A 13,996-nucleotide genomic window follows, 5' to 3' on the forward strand; every position below is an offset into this window, starting at 1 on the left:
TGTGGAAGTCGTTCATAACGCGGTACTGGCCGCAAGCCAAAAATAAAGTAACGCGACTTGGATGGCGATTGTGTCTGCGGCTTCAGGCTTTATTGCCCAGTTTCCTTGCGTGACGATCCGGATGCCAATCGCCCTGCCAATCCCAGCAACTGTGATGAACCAAAACGGCTTGCGCTTCATTCTTCCGGGTGAATATCCTTTCTGCTCCCCAAATCGTGCTTTTGGGTGATTTGGTTTGCCCTTGCGGTTTCTTATATTTATGCGGCGTTGCGAAATACATTTTCACCCCACCAGCGAGGATAACATGAAAATGCCATGCGCGGTTTACGAGCTCTATCTTGGAATGATCGGCTTTGCACAGGTTTTTTCTTCTCCCGACTTCCAACATGCAGAGGGCCCGCAGCAGGAGCCGCGCGAGCCGGTGGCCGTGGTGGAATTGTTCACGTCCGAAGGCTGTTCGAGCTGCCCGCCCGCGGAAGCGTACCTCAACGATCTCGTCGCCCAGGCGCGCAGCAGCAAGAAAAAAATTTTCCCCCTGGCGTTTCACGTTGATTATTGGAATCATCTCGGCTGGAAAGACGAATTCAGTGACGCGCGTTTTTCCCGGCGGCAACGCGAGTATGCGAGCTCGCGGGTCACGGATGGCGTTTACACGCCGCAAATGATCGTCAATGGTGAAGCGGCCTTCGTCGGCTCGAACCGGCAACAAGGCGGCTGGGCCATTGCAAAAGCTTTGCAACAACCAGCCGAGGTGGGCATTGTTTTGCGAGCCGATTACGACACGGCGGCTGCAATAATAAAGATGGTGTTTGAAATTGCGCCGGCGCAACCCGGAGGAGTCTTGCACCTCGCACTTGTCGAAGGCGGCATTCGCCGCGAGATTCGCAGCGGGGAAAACCGCGGGCGCATTCTGCTCCACGAAAACGTGGTGCGCGCGCTCAAAACCGTATCGCTGAAAAAGTCAGTCTCGGGACACGCCGAGTTTTCGGTTCATCCCGGTCTTGTTGCCGACAACGCTGCCGTCATCGCCTACGTGCAAGACCGCGAGACCCATCGCATTCTTGGCGCGACCAGCGTTTATTTGTGAAACTTTGAAAATGCTGGCAGGGATATTTTCTCGACAGCGAGGGCAATACGTTTGGCATCTTCGAAGTTGATGAGACCGCCAGGTATTTGCTTGAGTAATGTACGAGCTCATGAAAAAAAACCGGCGTGAGATTTACGCAAGCGCCAACTCCGATGGGGTCGACAATCCAGGCCGTGTTTGATGTTACCTGCGGCAACCTCATCATGCTCTACGGCACCATGACGGCCGGCGCGCCGCAACTGACGATCACCGTGGTGCCGGGCTTTGGCACGGATCAGCTCGTGGGCCTAGCCGGCAAGATGGCGATCACGATCGCCGACGGCAGGCACTCGTACGACTTCGAATACACGCTCGCCGAAGTCCCTTGAAAACTCGGTCGTCTCAGGTCCGACAGTTCTCGATGAGCGCGTGGTTTCGGAAGCTTGGATGAAACAAACGAGGAAATAAAAATGGCTGTCATGTCTATCGTATATATCGCCGTCGCGGTTCACTTGGCGCTGCTGGCCGTTGCTTCGGGCGTGGCCAAGCTGCGGCGCACGCCGCACGTCGTGAAGTCGATCAACGAGATTGCCCGCGTGCCGATGAAATGGTTTCCGTGGCTCGCGGCGTGTGAGTTCGCGGGCGCAGCCGGATTGCTGCTCGGTATCGCCGTCGTGCCCGTTGGGCTTGCGGCGGCGGTCGGGCTGGTGCTCTATTTTCTCGGCGCAATCGTCGCGCACGCGCGCGTGGGCGATTTCAAGGGAATCGGCGCGCCGGCGTTTCCGTTTGGCCTGGCCGTGGCGTGCTTGGTGACGCGGATTCTCAGCGCCTAACGCGCGTGAATTGACAAAATTAAAATCATACTGACTGTGCAGACAAGATGTCTGCGCCACCCTCTGCGATTTCAAACGAATGAACTCGGCAGGCAACAAAGAAACGGCAAAGATCCGAAATTGGGCAACGGGGTATAACCAAATCGTAAACGTATTTTGGTCCATCTTAAACCTTACCCCGATCGGTTGTTTCTGTTTTATGGCCATGGATTTGAAATGGCTTTATATCATCCTGGCCATAAGCCTGGCGGCCGGTTTTCTGCCCAATGCTTTTTTTGACAGAATGCAATTGAGCCAATCAGTTTCTTTCTATCGAGCAATCGGGATGCGAACGGTCAAAAAATATACGCAGGACGGCGATCTCGTCAACCGATGGATTAGAAGAAAATTTCCGCAGTACAGAGTCTTTGAGCACGGCGCCTCGCTGCAAAAACATTTGAACAAAGCTTATGGGATAGAAAAAATCCATTTCCTCATGTTTTTGTTTTTTCTGTTGACGGGCATTTATGCTTTAATCCACGGCCGCGTATGGTGGGCGGCGATTATCACCGTCAATAATTTGGTTTTTAATGTATATCCGAATTTATTGCAACAGTACAATCGACTCCGGCTCAGACAGTTAATGAAAAAATTTCCCGCAAAGCCCTCGCTCACACCATGAACGAACCCAACTTGCATTGCGCGAGCTTGAAGTGTTTGCCCGCAGAAACTTGATTACCTTTCATGAAGGAACGTTTATGAATGTTGATTCCGCAGCACTCTCATTGGAAAAGCCGAAAGCTCATCAAGCCATCTTTTGGGGCGGTTTGATCGCCGGAACCCTGGACATCCTGACCGCTTTCATCAACAGCGGCTTGCGCGGCGCAGGCCCAACGCGCGTCCTGCAAGCAATTGCCAGCGGGCTTCTTGGCGCAGAGGCTTTCGAAGGTGGTTTCACAACCGCCGCCCTCGGCCTCGCGCTGCACTTCTTCATCGCGACGACGGCAACCGCGGTTTACTATGCCGCGAGCCGCAAGCTCAAGTTGCTGGTTGATCAGCCCATTGTTTGCGGTTTGGCTTACGGCATTCCGGTTTACGTGGTGATGAATCTCATCGTGCTGCCGCTCTCCGCGGTGCCTTTCAAACCCCCACACACGTTAGGCACCGTGGTCACCGCTGCATTGATTCTCATGTTCTGCGTCGGGCTGCCGATCGCGCTCGTCGTGCGCCGGTACTCGGAATAATATGAGTAGCGCAGACTTCCCGTCTGCAAGCTAACGGTCGTTTGAAATTCTTGAAATAGAAAGGAAATGGAGCAAGCATGAACTCAACAACCGATGCAAAGCGCGAAATGCTGCGCCACACCGTGGCAACATTAGCCTATCGCGGCGGCAAAGCTGTGCGCCACGCGCTGGAAAGCTTCGCCACGTTTCGCATTGGCGAAAGCACGCGAACGCCGGAAAAAATTCTGGCGCATATCGGCGATCTGTTGGACTGGGCATTGTCATTGGCTCAAGGCAAGCACGTCTGGCACGACTCCACGCCGCTGCCGTGGGAGCAAGAGGTGGAGCGCTTTTTCTCCGCGCTGAAAAAGTTTGACGATTACCTGGCTTCAGCTGCGCCCCTCGCGTCTTCCGCGGAGAAATTGTTTCAAGGGCCGATCGCAGATGCGCTCACTCACGTCGGGCAAATCGCCATGCTGCGGCGCTTGGCCGGCGCGCCGGTTCGCGGCGAGAATTACTTCAAAGCGGATATTGTTGCGGGCCGTGTTGGCGCTGAACAATCTGCGGCGCGCGTCGAGTTTGAATGATGGAAACGGTGACGACCAGATCGCCACGTACTCGCAAGCCCAACCGCTCGCGTTGCGGACGATCTGCGATCTCCTGCGCGAGTTGATTGACACCGCCCTTCCCAAGGCGACTTCCAAGGTATGGCACGGCAGCCCGGTGTGGTTTATTGATGACAATCCCGTTGTCGGTTACAACGCGACTGCGAAGACCGTGAATCTCTTGTTCTGGAATGGACAGGCATTCGACGAGGCCGGCCTTAAACCTGTGGGCAAATACCGGCGGCGCAGGCCATGTTCGGTGATGCCGTCGAGATCGACCCCAACGTCGTTCGCCGCTGGCTGAAGAAGGCCGCGTTGGATGTCTTTGACTCCAAGGCGTTTTTTAAGAAGCTCCGCGAGGAAAAGTGAAATGACTTTGCACCTAGCCCGAGTGGGCGGAATAACATTGTTGATGGGGCTGTGTATGATTTACCCCTTTCTTCCGGGAGAGTACGATGTATTGGCGGTGCCGCTGTCGACAATGGTTCAGTTGTTGGGAGCGGCTGGACTGTTGCTCGTTCCGATAGGAGCCCTATGGCTGGTATATGAAGTGAGGGCGCGGGCTCAAAAGAAACGAAATCTCCACAATCCAGAGAGGGGATACTACTTCGCAATCGCTTCGGTGATCACAGCTTCCATTCTCGCAACCGCGGTATCTTTTGGTGTGTGTAGCATCAGCATTGCTCTGGGCGTTCTTCTTCTTGCTCTTTGGTTTTACAATATGTATAGATTGCTCCCAAGACTGAGGCTGTTGAAAAAGGCAGAGGCCGAGAACATCAATCCCGCACCGTTGTATCTCCTTGTCGTACCATTTGCTGCACTGCTCTTTCAGGTAGTGCTCGCTGCCCCGCTAACGGAATTCAGCAGGAAGCGTGCAATCGCAAACAGCAACGAATTCGTCAGGGACATTGAGGCATATCACGACAGATACGGCCACTATCCCGTTTCTCTCGCAGCAATGTGGAAGGATTACTATCCTGATGTCGTCGGTATTGAGAAGTTCCACTACTCGCAGTTCGGCGAATCATACAATCTCTTCTTTGAGCAGCCGAGATTTTTATTCGACAACATTGGCACGAGAGAATGGGTCGTATACAACCCCAATGACGAACATCGCATGTTCAGCCACACAGCTTGGTTGCTGCTTCTAACGCCGGAAGAGCTGGAAAGAAGTCAGGGCTGGTATGCTGTCCATGATGCCAAAGTCCCTCATTGGAAATATTTTTGGTTTGATTGACTCGCTGCGAAGGTTGTTTTTTGCTCTACGATTTGCAACGAAATAAAGAACCCGAGGCAATAAGGAATAAAATGGAGTTCGTATGCTTTCCCAACCACTCATTTGCGTGCGTGATGTCGAAGCGAGCAGCCGCTGGTATCAGCGCCTGCTGGGTTGCCAGAGCGCCCATGGCGGCGCCGAGTATGAACGGCTGGTTTCGCAGGGCAAATTGGTTTTGCAACTGCACCGCTGGGACGTGGAGCACCATCATGGCCCCATCGGAAATCCCGATCTTAAGCCATACGGAAATGGCGTGCTGTTGTGGTTCGAGATCGACGATTTCGACGCCGCCGTTGCCCGCGCCAAAGAGCTGAACGCCGAGATTGTCATGCCGCGCCACCGCAATCCTCCCGACGGCAACGGCGGTCCGAATCACTGGGAATTATGGCTGCGCGATCCCAATGGCTACACCGTGGTTTTAGCCAGCCCGGACGGTTCCGCGGATGGAGACTGGAGACCTTGAGGGAGCATGAAAACCTATATCATTCTATTGCGTGGCGTCACGCCCACCGGCAAAAACAAAGTGCTCATGGCGCCCTTGCGCGCTGCGCTTGAGAACGCCGGGCTCAAGGATGTGAAAACGTACATTCAAAGCGGCAACATCATTGCCACCTCAGGCTTGAGTCAGTCCGAAGTTGAAAAACTTGTGCATGAGGTAATCAATAAACACTTTGGCGGAGACATCGTGGTTCTCGCGAGAACGGCGAGCCAATTTCGCAACATACTCGCGCACAATCCATTTAAGAAAGCCGATACCGCAAAACTCTATTTGACGCTGCTCGCCGTCAAACCTGAAGGGCGTTTGGTCAAAGAGTTCCTCGCTCCAGGGTATTCGCCAGATCAGGTGAAGGTGATCGGCGACGTGGTGTACGTTCTCTGTGCCACCAAATACAGGGACTCGAAGGCAAACAACAGTTTTATCGAACGAAAGCTCAGAGTGGCGGCGACGACGCGCATCTACAATACCATATCGAAGCTTGTTGAGTTGAGCAAAGGGATGAAAAAATAATGAAAAAAACTGCTTCAAGCCTAAAACGCGCGCCAGCCAAAGACGTCGATGCATATCTTGCCTCGGCGCCAAAAGAGTTGCGGCCGGTTCTCGAAAATTTGCGCCAGGCCATCAAAGCCGTAGCGCCAAAGGCCGAAGAGGTGATCAGCTACCAAATTCCGACCTACAAGTATCACGGGCCATTGGTTCATTTTATGGCGCGTGCGAGTCATTGCAGCTTCATTACGGTGAATAAAGAGGTTTTGAAAAAATTCAAAGCCGAGCTTGAAAATTTTGACACGTCCGGAACCACGATCCATTTCACGGCTGAGAATCCGCTTCCGGCTGCGCTCGTCAAGAAAATCGTCAAAGCGAGAGTTGCCGAGAATGAAGCGCAGGCCAAACTGAAACGGAAGTGATGAGGATAACGATGACTTCAAAAAAAGCACGACCGACAAACATCGCGGAATACATTGATGCCGCGCCGAAAGAGGCGCAGAAGAAACTGCGTGAAATGCTGGCGTGCATTCGCAAAGCCGCGCCCGGAGCCAAAGAAGGCCTGAAGTGGGGAATGCCGGCTTTCTCGTATCGAAGAATACTCGTCACGTTCAAAGCCTTCAAGCATCACATCGGTTTTTATCCCACGCCCTCGGCGGTGAAAGCCTTTGCGAAAGAGCTGGCGCAGTTCAAGACGGCGAGCGCTTCGATCCAGTTTCCGCTCGACAAGCCGCTGCCGCTCGCGCTCATTCGCAAGATCACCGCGTTTCGCGTGAAGGAAAGTCTCGAGCAGGATGCGAAATGGCGAACATGAAAAGGAAACAAACAACCGCCGAGCTGCTGCTCAAAGACAAAGAAGATTTGATGCACAAAGCCGCGGGCGGCTGGCTGCGCGAGGCCGGCAAACAAGATCGCGCGAGGCTGCTCCGCTTTTTGGATCAACACGCCGCAACGATGCCGCGCACTTTCTTGCGCTATGCGCTTGAGCATCTCGATAAAAAGCAGCGCGAGCATTACATGAGCTTGAAGAAGGAAACAAAATGAATCAATTTGCCGGTTGCTGCAAAGTGGAAGTGTTCGATAAAGAAAATGATATCACATTTCCGACGTTGGTCATGTATCCCACGAACACGGCATCAACACCCGTTGCGTTCGGGCCGTTTTCATTGGAGGTGGCGATGGATGCGCCGATTGCGGAGGGCCGCTTTCCGGTGGTGATTATTTCGCACGGCTCCGGCGGTTCCAATTTAACGCATCGCACGCTCGGCATGCATTTGGCCATGAATGGATTTGTCGTGTGCATGCCCGAGCATCCATTCAATAATCGCCACAACAATGATTTGCAATACACCGTTCAGAACATGATTTACCGGCCACTACATATCCGCGTGGCGATTGATGAAATTTTCTCCCATGAAAAATTTAAATCGCATCTCGACTTTGAGAACGTTGCCATCATCGGCCATTCCGTGGGTGGATACACCGCGTTGGCGCTGGCGGGCGGCGCGCCGCATACGCAAGCGCTCGCTGAACTTTGTCAAAAACCGGCAAGCGCAGAGGAGCCGTATTGGATTGGCCTCCTGCGAAAAAATGGAATCACCTCGCAGCCCATCGCCGTCACCGCGGATCGCCGCGTGAAAGCGCTCGTGCTCTTTGGGCCGGATGTGAGTCTGTTCATGTCCGAAGGCGCATTGCGCGAAGTTCATGCCCCGGTTTTGTTGCTCGTGGCCGAGAAAGATTACATGCCGCAAGAAACGATTGCCGTGCTGCGCGATGGCCTTCCCGAACGCGCGCAGCTCACTTACCGAGTCGTCAAAAATGCCGGACATTATTCTTTCCTCAGCCCGTTTCCCGAAGCGATGAAAAGCAGAGTCGGCGAGGCCGCGAAAGATCCGGCAGGCTTTGATCGTGAGAAATTCCACCAAGAATTGAATCTGGAAGTTTTAAGCTTTTTGCAGAAAATTTTCGAAGGAGCGACACATGCCAGATAACAATCCCAACGAAATCCAAACACTCGAAGCGGTTTCAGCGGCATGGGAGCAGGCCATAATCTCCAACGACGCCGAGGCAATCGGCCGTTTCATGGCGGATGATTGGGTCATCGTTTCGGAGCGCGGCGTGACGACAAAGGAAAAATTTCTCGCCGTGGTCGCCTCGGGTGATTTGACGCACGAAACCTTCAAGGGAGAAATTATCTCGGTTCGCCAATACGGCGAGGCCGCGGTTTTGATGGGACGCGTTCGAAACAACGGCCACTACAAGGGCCAGCCGTTCAGCTCCGACGAGTGGACGACCGACGCGTTTGTAAAACGCAATGGCAGATGGCTTTGCGTTCACAGCCATATTACAACGGTAAAAGAAGCTTAACCTTTGACTTTCAGATTGGAAAAAATCCAAACTTTTTTTGCCCAACGGATGGAAAAACGACCAACGGATTGACAAGTTTTTTTACATAAAATTTTATCAATGCCAATACGCTTTATCCGTTGGTCGTTTTTTAATCCGTTGGAAATTTTCTGAATCTAACAACCAAAGAAAGGAGATTTATATGGAGAAGTTGCATTTTTCAATCACGATCAACGCGCCGAAAGCAAAGGTGTGGAGTACGATGCTCGACGACGCCACCTATCGCGTGTGGACCGAAGCCTTTAACCCCGGCTCGCATTATGTCGGCGACTGGAGCAAGGGGAGCAAAATCCTTTTCCTCGGGCCGGACCCGAACACCGGCAAGATCGGCGGCATGGTGAGCCGCATCAAGGAAAACCGCTTGCACGAGTACATCTCGATCGAGCATCTCGGCATGGTGCAAGACGGCGTCGAAGACACGACCAGCGAGGCGGTGAAAGCCTGGGCCGGCGCACATGAAAATTACACCTTCAAAGAGAAAAGCGGCAAAACCGAAGTTTTAGTCGACATCGACATCACGGAAGAATTCAAAGAAATGTTCGAAGGCATGTGGCCGAACGCGTTGCAAAAACTCAAAGAGCTGGCGGAGAAATAAAATGTAGCGCAGGCATCCTGCCTGCTTTCGACACTTGTACAGACTGGAAGTCTGCGCTACACTGTTGCTAAACCGTAGACCTTTGCACTAACCAATTAGAGATACATACGCAAAAGATCACTCCTTTCTTGTGGTTCGACAGTCAGGCCGAAGAGGCGGTGAAGTTTTACACCACGCTCTTTAAAGACTCGAAGATCGGCAGCATCACTCGCTACGGCAAGGAAGGCTATGAAATTCACCGCCGCGAGGTCGGCTCGGTGATGACCATTGAGTTCGAGCTTGCCGGATACAAACTCACTGCGCTCAACGGCGGGCCGATATTCAAATTCACACCCGCCATCTCTTTTTTCGTTGTCTGCGAAACCGAAGCGGGAAGTCGATGCGCTGTGGCAGAACCTTTCGCAAGGCGGCATGACGTTGATGCCGCTGCAAAAGTATGATTGGAGCGAGAAGCACGGATGGGTTCAGGACAAGTACGGCCTCTCGTGGCAGGTGAGTCTCGGAAAAAAAGAGGATGTGGGTCAAACCATCGCGCCGTTCCTCATGTTTGTCGGCAAGCAGCACGGGCGCGCGGAAGAGGCGTTGCGCTTTTATACTTCGGTATTCGAGAATTCCGACGTGGTGGGCATACTCTGCTATGGGCCTGGAGAACCGGAGCCGGAGGGAACGGTGAAGCATGCGCAATTTCATTTGAACGGCGAGGTGTTCATGGCGATGGACAGCGCGATGGAACATCCCTTTTCCTTCAACGAAGCTATTTCGTTTCTCGTCAACTGCCAGACGCAGAAGGAAGTCGATTATTTTGGGGAGAAGCTTTCCGCGGGCGGTGAGAAATCGCAATGCGGCTGGCTGAAGGACAAATTCGGCGTCTCGTGGCAGATCATCCCCACAATTTTAGGCAAGATGCTGCAAGACAAAGACGCGGCGAAAGCGGGAAGAGTGATGCAAGCCGTGCTGCAGATGGATAAGCTCTCTATCGAGAGGCTTCAAGAAGCATACAAGCAACGATGAAGGAGAACGGCATATGCCCAAAGCCAACAAGGGTGGTTGGAAGACCTGCAGCCGCGGCCACAAGTACAGAGGCCCCGGCGGCTGCCCGATATGGTGGAAGGGAAACCGCCGCACCGGGCGTGCGCGTCACCAATCCAAAGACCGCGCCTCAAGCGTGTCTCGTTCCAGGCGAGGCGCTGGCCGGCAAGCCGATGCTTTGGAATCATCAGAGTAAAGCCTCGGCCAAGTGTGGGAACCGTAGCGCAGACATCTTGTCTGCCCTCGCGCGCAGATGCAATTGCTCATCCGACAACAGGGATTGAAACCGGATTTTGTTGACTACATCGGGACAACGTATCGTAAAATTTCTTGAATGGATTCGATTGTCTGCCCTCTCGCGGAATGATGTCACACAAAATAACAATGCCAACAGGCATCACACTTGGATCATGTTGAAATTTAGGAAAGGAGAAAGCTATGAGCGGAGTGCGAGTTTTAGTGGGCACCAAGAAGGGCGCGTTTATTCTCATCTCGGACGGCAAGCGTCAAAAGTGGGAGGTGAACGGTCCGTTATTCGCGGGCTGGGAGATTTATCATATTAAAGGCTCGTCAGTGGATCCGAATCGCATTTACGCCTCACAGACCAGCGGCTGGTTCGGACAGATTATTCAGCGTTCGGATGATGGCGGCAAAACGTGGAGCACGCCGGGCGGCGAGAAGATGCCCGATAATTACGGTCCTCCTGCTGGAATCAGCAACAAATTCGTCTACGATACCAATGCCGCGCCGCTAACCACGCATCAGTGGTACGACGGCACGCAGCATCCGTGGGAGTTCAAGCGCGTGTGGCATCTCGAACCCTCGCCCAGCGATCCGGATATTGTTTATGCCGGCGTCGAGGACGCCGCGATCTTCCGTTCGACCGACGGTGCGCAATCCTGGCACGAACTTCCCGGCCTGCGCGGACATGGCACCGGGCCGCAATGGGCACCCGGTGCCGGCGGCATGGGGCTGCACACCATTCTCATTGATCCCGGCAATCAGAATCGCATGTATGTGGCGATTTCTGCGGCGGGTTGTTTTCGCACGGATGATGGCGGCAAAACCTGGAAGCCGATCAATCGCGGCTTGAAATCAAACTACATTCCCGACCCGGACGCGGAGGTGGGCCATTGCGTGCACCGCATCGCCATGCACCCCGCGCGACCGCATGTGCTGTTCATGCAGAAGCATTGGGACGTGATGCGCAGCGATGATGCCGGTGAGTCGTGGTATGAAGTGAGCGGCAATTTGCCGACTGATTTCGGCTTCCCGATCGAGGTGCACGCGCATGAGCCGGAAACCATCTATGTCGTCCCGATCAAAAGCGACTCGGAGCATTTTCCGCCCGACGGGAAGCTGCGCGTCTACCGCAGCCGCACGGGCGGCAACGAATGGGAGGCACTCACGAAAGGTTTGCCGCAAAGCAATTGTTACGTTAACATCCTGCGCGACGCGATGGCAGTTGACGCGCTCGATGAATGCGGCATCTACTTCGGCACCACCGGCGGCCAGGTGTATTGCTCGGCGGATGCAGGAGACACCTGGGCGCCCATTGTTCGCGATCTGCCGGCGGTGCTGTCGGTGGAGGTGCAGACTCTGCCGTAGCCCATGCTCTGTTGCTCTGAAAATGCCATCGCGCAGGCTTGCGCCTCCTTGTGGACAAGATATCTGCGCAATAATTTCATCGCGACGGGTGTGCAAGCAGACATGACCGTCACATATTTCTGCAGTCCCGCCCCTGTGAGGCATCGCTGCTGCCATTGTATTCCGCGACTTCGGCAGCGACTGACAGCGGGCTGGACTGCAAAAGGTCAATGAGCAACTCGCCATGATCAGAGTCATCATCCCCTATCATCTCCGTACGCTGGCACAAACCGGCAACGAGGTGCAGCTCAAAGTTGAAGAGCCGGTCACGATCTGTGCGGTCCTCGATGCCCTCGAGGCGCGCTATCCCATGTTGCGGGGAACGATCCGTGACCATGTGACGCGGCAGCGCCGGCCGTTTCTGCGCTTTTTCGTTTGCGAGGAAGACTGGTCGCTCGAGCCGCCGGACAAAGTGCTGCCCGAGGCCATTGTTTCCGGCCGGGAGCCTTTTATTGTTCTGGGATCGATTGCCGGGGGGTAGGAACAACGTGCCCGCGCCGCCGGCGGGATGCGCAGATGCCGGTGAAGCCCACCGATTATTTGCCCGCTGCAGCGATTGCATGTGACTTTCTGCATGTGGCCAGCCGGTGATCGCAACCCGCACCGGTTGGCATACATGCGTTTGCGAAATCAGTGCTGCACTCGAGAGCCACGTTTTTTCGTGGTTTTCATCGAACCTTCCCTCAACAAAATCACTCCGCAAAAATTCTCGATCTTTTCATCACAGAGGCTGCGTTAAAATTAGCCGGGGCACCGCTGCCGAGCGCACCCCCATAATGCTTTGTGCCGCTGAATTTTAACCCTGCGGTCTCTCTCTGCCGCAGTTTTGGCATTCCGCTTGAATGACCGGTTGGTGAAAGCAAGTATGCAGGCAAGCCGAGACTCCTGCATGGACGGGCAAACGGTGCCATGCGTTTTGTCATCTGGGCAAGATCATGATGATACGCAGGCAAAGATTCTTCATCGAAATCCAACAAAGAGTGGCATCGTATCACCATGACTTCGCCTGACCGCTTTTCTGCAAAAATTGTTGCGCCACAATCTCCTCGCCAACTGATGGTGCGCCCCTGCATTTCAAAAAGGAGCTTGTCATGAAGACAGCAATCGCCCTTTTGATCTGTGGAATCGGCAGCATGCCTGTACTGGCTGGCGGCAATCAAATCGCCACGTCTGCTGCCGGCGAATATGTCCGGGACAGTGCAACTCACGTGGGTCCCCTGGTGCCAGTGGCTTTGGTGGGCCGATGGTGCAGTGGTTTTCTCAGCACAACGAATTTCTATGATGCCACTGCACAGCGATGGTGCGCGCCGCAGGGCACCGGTTTGTTTCTGACTGTGCAAGCGGACGGCGCATACTGTCTCGGCGGCGGGGCTATTGTCCCGGGCGAAAAGTCCATCAACTACTATTTCTATCAGGAGGGGACACTCACGACCAACGGGACGCAAATGGTCATCACGCCATTTACCGGCACGGGTTACACGCGCCGCAGTGGCACAGCTCCTCGGGTGGAGCAATGGCTGGCAGCGGAGAATGAGCTGCAGCCCTGTGCATTTCAGTTTCAGATTGTTGCCGCCTCCCGGGCTTCGAGCAGCGCCACACTGATTCTGATTAACGAGCAAGGTGAGCAGATCAACCTGCGGCTGAATATTGAGTAGCTTTGCCTCTTGAAAAAATCCCCGATTTCCAAAACCAATTTCCAAAACCAACGGAGCATGCCATGAGGAAGTCCCTTCTGGTGTTGCTTGCGATTTTGCCGGCGGCGCTCTTTCCGGGCTGCGCAAACAAATCGCAGGAGTTGAAGTCGACGCAAGTTGATCTGGTTGCGCGCGGTCAGTATCTGGTGAACACCGGCCTGTGCCATGATTGCCACACGCCGAAAGTGTTCACTGCACAAGGCGAGCCGGTACCGGATTCGACGCGTTTGCTTGCCGGCCATCCGGCCGGGTTGCCCCATCCCGAATGGACGCCGGCAGATTTGCAGAAGCGCAATATCATCATCACCGGCAGTTCCATGCTGACTGCCTGGGCCGGGCCGTGGGGGGTGAGCTTCGCCACTAATCTCACGCCGGATACCAGCACCGGCATTGGCGAATGGACGGAAGAAAGTTTCATTCGCACATTGCGCAGCGGCAAGCATCAAGGCTATCCCAATGGTCGCGATATTCTGCCGCCCATGCCGTGGCAATTTATCGGTCAAAAGTCCGACGATGATCTCAAAGCGATCTGGGCCTATTTGCGCAGCCTGCCGCCGGTGACGAATCAGGTGCCGTTGCCGGTGCCGCCCGTTCGGACGGTATCGATGGCGCAGTAGTACGGCCGGGCCGGTCTGTTTCTGCACGAAACAAGATGAGG

General features: G+C 54.3%; 22 protein-coding genes and 1 pseudogene. 21 read left to right on the forward strand and 2 right to left on the reverse strand.

Features of this window, described 5'->3' with window-relative positions:
• Positions 1–12: 12 nt before the first annotated feature.
• Entirely contained in the window at positions 13–180 is a 168-nt protein-coding gene (locus ONB52_01540; protein MDZ7414822.1) for a hypothetical protein, read from the reverse strand.
• Positions 181–304: 124 nt separating this feature from the next.
• Between ONB52_01540 and ONB52_01545 the strand changes: the two genes are divergently transcribed.
• The 19 genes and pseudogenes from ONB52_01545 (at position 305) to ONB52_01635 (ending at position 12,125) form a co-directional block, all read left to right on the forward strand.
• Entirely contained in the window at positions 305–1,087 is a 783-nt protein-coding gene (locus ONB52_01545; protein MDZ7414823.1) for a DUF1223 domain-containing protein, read from the forward strand.
• Between the two features lie 152 nt (positions 1,088–1,239).
• Positions 1,240–1,455, forward strand: a complete 216-nt coding sequence (locus tag ONB52_01550) for a DUF3224 domain-containing protein (protein MDZ7414824.1) — start codon at positions 1,240–1,242, stop codon at positions 1,453–1,455.
• A gap of 81 nt (positions 1,456–1,536) precedes the next feature.
• Positions 1,537–1,899, forward strand: a complete 363-nt coding sequence (locus ONB52_01555; GenBank protein ID MDZ7414825.1) for a DoxX family protein — start codon at positions 1,537–1,539, stop codon at positions 1,897–1,899.
• A gap of 79 nt (positions 1,900–1,978) precedes the next feature.
• Positions 1,979–2,560: a hypothetical protein gene (locus ONB52_01560; protein MDZ7414826.1), complete on the forward strand. Its 582-nt coding sequence runs from the start codon at positions 1,979–1,981 to the stop codon at positions 2,558–2,560.
• A 76-nt stretch (positions 2,561–2,636) separates the two neighbouring features.
• On the forward strand, positions 2,637–3,122 hold the full coding sequence (locus ONB52_01565; GenBank protein MDZ7414827.1) for a hypothetical protein: 486 nt from the start codon (positions 2,637–2,639) through the stop codon (positions 3,120–3,122).
• Positions 3,123–3,199: 77 nt separating this feature from the next.
• On the forward strand, positions 3,200–3,688 hold the full coding sequence (locus ONB52_01570) for a hypothetical protein (GenBank protein MDZ7414828.1): 489 nt from the start codon (positions 3,200–3,202) through the stop codon (positions 3,686–3,688).
• Positions 3,645–4,010, forward strand: coding sequence for a DUF1801 domain-containing protein (locus ONB52_01575; protein ID MDZ7414829.1), 366 nt, complete (start codon positions 3,645–3,647; stop codon positions 4,008–4,010). The genes ONB52_01570 and ONB52_01575 overlap by 44 nt, the downstream gene beginning before the upstream one ends.
• Before the next feature lie 66 nt (positions 4,011–4,076).
• Complete coding sequence (locus tag ONB52_01580; GenBank protein ID MDZ7414830.1) at positions 4,077–4,943, forward strand: hypothetical protein; 867 nt, start codon at positions 4,077–4,079, stop codon at positions 4,941–4,943.
• An 82-nt stretch (positions 4,944–5,025) separates the two neighbouring features.
• On the forward strand, positions 5,026–5,445 hold the full coding sequence (locus ONB52_01585; GenBank protein ID MDZ7414831.1) for a VOC family protein: 420 nt from the start codon (positions 5,026–5,028) through the stop codon (positions 5,443–5,445).
• A 6-nt stretch (positions 5,446–5,451) separates the two neighbouring features.
• Entirely contained in the window at positions 5,452–5,991 is a 540-nt protein-coding gene (locus ONB52_01590) for a DUF1697 domain-containing protein (GenBank protein MDZ7414832.1), read from the forward strand.
• The gene (locus ONB52_01595) at positions 5,991–6,389 is read left to right on the forward strand and encodes a DUF1801 domain-containing protein (protein ID MDZ7414833.1); all 399 of its coding nucleotides are present in this window, start codon (positions 5,991–5,993) and stop codon (positions 6,387–6,389) included. Before ONB52_01590 ends, ONB52_01595 begins: the two co-directional genes overlap by 1 nt.
• A gap of 11 nt (positions 6,390–6,400) precedes the next feature.
• The gene (locus ONB52_01600) at positions 6,401–6,781 is read left to right on the forward strand and encodes a DUF1801 domain-containing protein (protein ID MDZ7414834.1); all 381 of its coding nucleotides are present in this window, start codon (positions 6,401–6,403) and stop codon (positions 6,779–6,781) included.
• The gene (locus ONB52_01605; protein ID MDZ7414835.1) at positions 6,769–7,011 is read left to right on the forward strand and encodes a DNA alkylation repair protein; all 243 of its coding nucleotides are present in this window, start codon (positions 6,769–6,771) and stop codon (positions 7,009–7,011) included. Before ONB52_01600 ends, ONB52_01605 begins: the two co-directional genes overlap by 13 nt.
• Positions 7,008–7,958, forward strand: a complete 951-nt coding sequence (locus ONB52_01610; protein ID MDZ7414836.1) for a dienelactone hydrolase family protein — start codon at positions 7,008–7,010, stop codon at positions 7,956–7,958. The genes ONB52_01605 and ONB52_01610 overlap by 4 nt, the downstream gene beginning before the upstream one ends.
• A complete protein-coding gene (locus ONB52_01615; GenBank protein MDZ7414837.1) occupies positions 7,948–8,334 on the forward strand; it encodes a nuclear transport factor 2 family protein in 387 nt (128 codons plus the stop codon). The genes ONB52_01610 and ONB52_01615 overlap by 11 nt, the downstream gene beginning before the upstream one ends.
• 181 nt (positions 8,335–8,515) lie before the next feature.
• Complete coding sequence (locus ONB52_01620) at positions 8,516–8,968, forward strand: SRPBCC domain-containing protein (GenBank protein MDZ7414838.1); 453 nt, start codon at positions 8,516–8,518, stop codon at positions 8,966–8,968.
• 101 nt (positions 8,969–9,069) lie between these two features.
• Positions 9,070–9,979, forward strand: a pseudogene (locus ONB52_01625) (VOC family protein).
• Between the two features lie 456 nt (positions 9,980–10,435).
• Positions 10,436–11,605 (forward strand): exo-alpha-sialidase, encoded by a 1,170-nt coding sequence (locus ONB52_01630; protein MDZ7414839.1) that lies wholly within the window; start codon positions 10,436–10,438, stop codon positions 11,603–11,605.
• A 223-nt stretch (positions 11,606–11,828) separates the two neighbouring features.
• Entirely contained in the window at positions 11,829–12,125 is a 297-nt protein-coding gene (locus tag ONB52_01635; GenBank protein ID MDZ7414840.1) for a MoaD/ThiS family protein, read from the forward strand.
• Positions 12,126–12,336: 211 nt separating this feature from the next.
• Here ONB52_01635 and ONB52_01640 read toward each other — a convergent pair whose 3' ends face one another.
• Positions 12,337–12,804, reverse strand: coding sequence for a hypothetical protein (locus ONB52_01640; protein MDZ7414841.1), 468 nt, complete (start codon positions 12,802–12,804; stop codon positions 12,337–12,339).
• Here ONB52_01640 and ONB52_01645 point away from each other — a divergent pair.
• Both ONB52_01645 and ONB52_01650 read left to right on the forward strand, forming a co-directional pair.
• Positions 12,778–13,299: a hypothetical protein gene (locus tag ONB52_01645; protein ID MDZ7414842.1), complete on the forward strand. Its 522-nt coding sequence runs from the start codon at positions 12,778–12,780 to the stop codon at positions 13,297–13,299. The two genes, ONB52_01640 and ONB52_01645, sit on opposite strands and share 27 nt — an antisense overlap.
• A gap of 62 nt (positions 13,300–13,361) precedes the next feature.
• Positions 13,362–13,955, forward strand: a complete 594-nt coding sequence (locus tag ONB52_01650; GenBank protein MDZ7414843.1) for a diheme cytochrome c-553 — start codon at positions 13,362–13,364, stop codon at positions 13,953–13,955.
• Positions 13,956–13,996: the final 41 nt, after the last annotated feature.

Source organism: candidate division KSB1 bacterium (genome assembly GCA_034506255.1).
GTDB lineage: Bacteria > Zhuqueibacterota > Zhuqueibacteria > Zhuqueibacterales > Zhuqueibacteraceae > Coneutiohabitans > Coneutiohabitans thermophilus.